This is a genomic window from Gluconobacter oxydans (genome assembly GCF_006539685.1).
Taxonomy (GTDB): Bacteria; Pseudomonadota; Alphaproteobacteria; order Acetobacterales; family Acetobacteraceae; genus Gluconobacter; species Gluconobacter oxydans.
The window spans coordinates 1-3,672 of sequence record NZ_BJNM01000067.1 but is presented as its reverse complement, the minus strand read 5'-3'; the positions used below and the strand labels follow the sequence as shown (position 1 = coordinate 3,672).

Here is a 3,672-nt window from a genome sequence, read left to right as displayed (position 1 = left end):
CAGCGCCTTTTCTTTTCTCCTCTCGCTTCCTTCTGCTGCTGCTCCCTATGTGATGAATGTTCATGAGTGTTCTGAAATCAGAACACTCATGAACAACCCAAGGTTGGAGCGAAGTTTATTTCTTTTTGGACTTATTGAGAATCAACTTGTTGCGTCAACCTGTGCTGTGTTGGTTGACGTCCTTACAATTCGATGATACGAACTATGCATACGGATTAAGGAAACACGACATGGTTGGCGACTTTATGCGCGACGCGCGAGAGCAGCTCCGCATGACCCAGAATGAGCTGAAAGAAGCACTGAATGCGAGGCTCGGAAGAGCCTACGACAAGTCTCGTGTAAGCCGGTGGGAAAATGGGAGGGAGGCAATCCCTAATGACGTTGCGTGCGAGATTGAGGCACTCCTTCAGCAACGCAATGCGAATGCCAAGGTTATTGCGCTTGCTAATCAAAAAGGCGGCGTGGGCAAGACCACTAGCGCACTTAACCTTGCAGCTTGCTTCAGGAAGTCCGGACATCGGACGTTGTTGATTGACCTAGACCCTCAGGCATCAGCAACAGATTGGCTGCTAGGGCAGGAGGGTTTGCAGGCGCACCGAGAAGGCCGCTCGATATATCATTGTCTGTTAAAGGACCGCCCACTCAACGAGTGTATCATATCTGCTGCAGAGGAAATTACAGGTGCCACGCGCCCATTCGATTTTATTTCCAGCCACATTGATCTCTCAGAGGCTGACGGTCGTCGCGAGCCAGGCTTCGAGCAAGCTTTAGCCGAAGGTATCGAAGAACTGGCAAGTTCTTATGACTTTATAATCATTGATGCTCCGCCAAACTTAGGGCTGATGACTTATATGGCTCTTGTGGCCGCGGATATTGTAATCATTCCCGTCCAAACCGAGCCCCCTGATGCAATGGGCGTAGCCCTGCTTCTCACCACTATCCAGAAGATACAGCGTCGCCTCAATCCCCGACTAAGGGTCGGTGGGATCCTACCTACCCGCTATAACAACCGACAAGCCGTCGACCGCGAGGTTCTCCATCATTTAATCCAGTACACTGCGGGACGCGCAGCAGTCTTGGAGCCGGTGCCCGAGAGTAATGTATATGGAAATGCTGCGTGGAACGGCGCTATTGCAAGTGACGTGTCGTCTAGGTCCAAGGCAGTTGCGCCGTACTTAAGGATTGCAGCTGCAATCGCCACCGGCAAAGAGCCTCCTCTGGCCGAACTGAATCTCGACTGGGCCGAAACTGATAACGAAGGAGCTAACAAGGAATGACTCCGAAGCGAAAAGGACCGTCTCGGCTGATGGCCTCAATGGAGGGTCGGGTTAACGATCTTGGAGGATCGTTCATCGCGAGTAGCAGCGAGATTAATCATTCTTTCGAAGTCTCACTCGAGAAGATCCAGCCAGATGTCGGGCAGGCGAGAAAGAGATTTGACGAAAATGCTCTCCGTGATCTCGCATCAAGCCTGTCTGAACATGGCCAACTTATGCCCGTGCTTGTCAGGCCAAATCCTGAAAAGCGAGGGCACTGGATTCTTGTCGCTGGAGAGAGGAGGTGGCGGGCTGCAGCCCAGGCAGGCATAAAGACGCTATTGGCGATTGAGCGGTCGTCGGAACATCAAGTCGCATCGCTAATCGAGAATATACAGCGCGAAGATTTAAGTTTGCTGGAGGAAGCCCGGGGCATTAAGGAGCTGATTGCTCTCAATGGGTGGAGCCAGCGGGAAGCAGCAAAACGCCTCAGTAAGAGCGTGTCGGACTTAAATGGAATGCTAGGAGTACTAAAATTACCCAGCAGTTTCGTAGAGAGTGTTCTGAAATCAGAACACCCATTGCCACGTAATCTCCTGATTGAGCTCGCCCGCGTGCAGGATACTGAAAAGCAGAACCAATTTTTTGCGTTAGCACTAGCTGGCGATCTTACGATCCAGAAGATTCGACAAGGTCTTCGATTGACTGCAGAATCGCACAAGAAGGAGCCTTATCAGCAAAACTCACCTCGTGTGGCGACGCTTACTAAAGCTTTCGCAAAATGGGAGAGCGTCGTACCACAAATGCTTGAAAAAAAAGATCGTGTCGAATTGAGGCGGATTGCACATTCTATCCTAAAACGTCTCGGAGAAGAGGAGTAACTCCTAAAACGATACACCTGCGACGTAGTCACGGTGGAAAGGAAGGGGTGAAGGCTTGAGTATCACTCCTGCCTTATCATCTACCTCAACGCGAGCCTCTGGATAGGCTGCACATGCAGCCCTCAGCGCGTTTTTGAAGGGGAGTGTAAAGTGCTTCCTTTGCTTAACACCCCCTCCAAACTGATCGTACAGTGCGGCCCAGGATATAAAGGTATCCTTAGTAATCCTGCGCATCCGATAAGCAAGCCAAACATATATATCTAGAGCAAGAGAACGGTCTTTTAGCTGTTTGATAGCTTCCTCTCGTAACTTGACATGATGGGCTTCAAGAGCCTCAAAAAAATTAGGGTCGAGAACTACTCTGTCATCGAAAAGGCTACTCTGCCTTTCGTCGGTCTTAGCGACTTGGTCGCGAAACATAAGACCTGAGGAGACAATTCCGCCCTTTGCAAATCCGTCGGCACCTTCTTCTGTGGACCAAAAGAATTTTAAGCTGCACGCACTGATACGCTTTGACTGGTCTCGAATAGCTTTCGCGGTCTCGCCACCAAATGAAATGCCCATCTTTTCGAACCAACGTCTTTGGCTTCCACCAAGCCGAATTTCTCGACTTTTAGTCCTGTAGGCCTCGGACATAAGATATATAAGAATCATGCGAGCGCGTGCTCCATACGGAACACCAAACTTCTTTTCTTCGCCATTTATCAGCAAAGTTCCTGGCTCAATAAGCAACGTAACGTCGTGACCGAGGCGTTTCCAAACTTGGTCATCAGGCAGTTTCTTGTGAGGAAGGCTAGTTAAGCACATACCTGAGTAGGCGACCCCCATCTCGAAACGTTCATCAGCCAGCAACGCCTTGGAGATATCTAGGAATGGTATCTCGTCACTGCGACCAAATTGTTTGAGACGGCTCGCACTTTCTTCATAGCCGAGATCCATCAGCATTCGGGAAAACTCACCTGCGTAGGGAGAATCGGTCATTTGGTGCCTCTAGGTGCTCACAAAATTACTTTCTTATCCCCTTCTCGCGATGTCAACTGAGGGGTTAAGCGGCAATACTAAAGATTAGTATTATATATATATTTGTAATATGCCGCTTAACCCCTCAGTTTTTAACGCACGGAGGCCACGTAACCCCTCGGTATTAGAGATGTATATTTGTGCACAACATGCCCCAGCCGCTTAACCCCTCGGTTTAGCCGGGATAAATCATTGCCTAGCAGGCGGGTGCCGTGGAGCCGCTTAACCCCCCAGGGAAGGCGACCATTGAGCAAGTATCCCCGAGGGGTTAAGCGGCCCGGACGGAGCGGAGAGCTAATATTTTTAGCTTTGAGAGGCGCTTAAGGTCATCGATAGCAGGCGTGTTCGGTGAGCTGAGATCAACATAACCATTCTCCCGAGGGGTTAAGCGGCCCAACCTAAGAGCGCTTTTTTAGCAGTACCTTCGGACACCTGTGCCGGAATGTGTTCTGATATCAGAACACATTTATCAAAACCGACTTCGCCCTGGATGCTTGGTCATGGCATCCTCGCCC

Annotated in this window: 4 protein-coding genes; 3 read left to right on the top strand and 1 reads right to left on the bottom strand. The window is 50.2% G+C overall.

The window, feature by feature from the left end; genetic code table 11:
• The 3 genes from GOX01_RS13035 to GOX01_RS12300 form a co-directional block, all read left to right on the top strand.
• A partial coding sequence (locus tag GOX01_RS13035; protein WP_218023026.1) for a hypothetical protein occupies positions 1-196 on the top strand: 196 nt, incomplete at its 5' end.
• Positions 197-230: 34 nt separating this feature from the next.
• A complete protein-coding gene (locus tag GOX01_RS12305; RefSeq protein ID WP_062268750.1) occupies positions 231-1,277 on the top strand; it encodes an AAA family ATPase in 1,047 nt (348 codons plus the stop codon).
• Positions 1,274-2,137, top strand: coding sequence for a ParB/RepB/Spo0J family partition protein (locus tag GOX01_RS12300; RefSeq protein ID WP_081107005.1), 864 nt, complete (start codon positions 1,274-1,276; stop codon positions 2,135-2,137). The genes GOX01_RS12305 and GOX01_RS12300 overlap by 4 nt, the downstream gene beginning before the upstream one ends.
• 3 nt (positions 2,138-2,140) lie before the next feature.
• On the opposite strand, the gene GOX01_RS12295 is transcribed toward GOX01_RS12300, so the two are convergent.
• The gene (locus GOX01_RS12295; protein ID WP_062268746.1) at positions 2,141-3,118 is read right to left on the bottom strand and encodes a replication protein RepA; all 978 of its coding nucleotides are present in this window, start codon (positions 3,116-3,118) and stop codon (positions 2,141-2,143) included.
• Positions 3,119-3,672: the final 554 nt, after the last annotated feature.

Coding starts and splice junctions, on each gene's coding strand:
- GOX01_RS12295 (WP_062268746.1), bottom strand. CDS start 3,118: ATGACCGATTCTCCCTACGCAGGTGAGTTTTCCCGAATGCTGATGGAT.
- GOX01_RS12300 (WP_081107005.1), top strand. CDS start 1,274: ATGACTCCGAAGCGAAAAGGACCGTCTCGGCTGATGGCCTCAATGGAG.
- GOX01_RS12305 (WP_062268750.1), top strand. CDS start 231: ATGGTTGGCGACTTTATGCGCGACGCGCGAGAGCAGCTCCGCATGACC.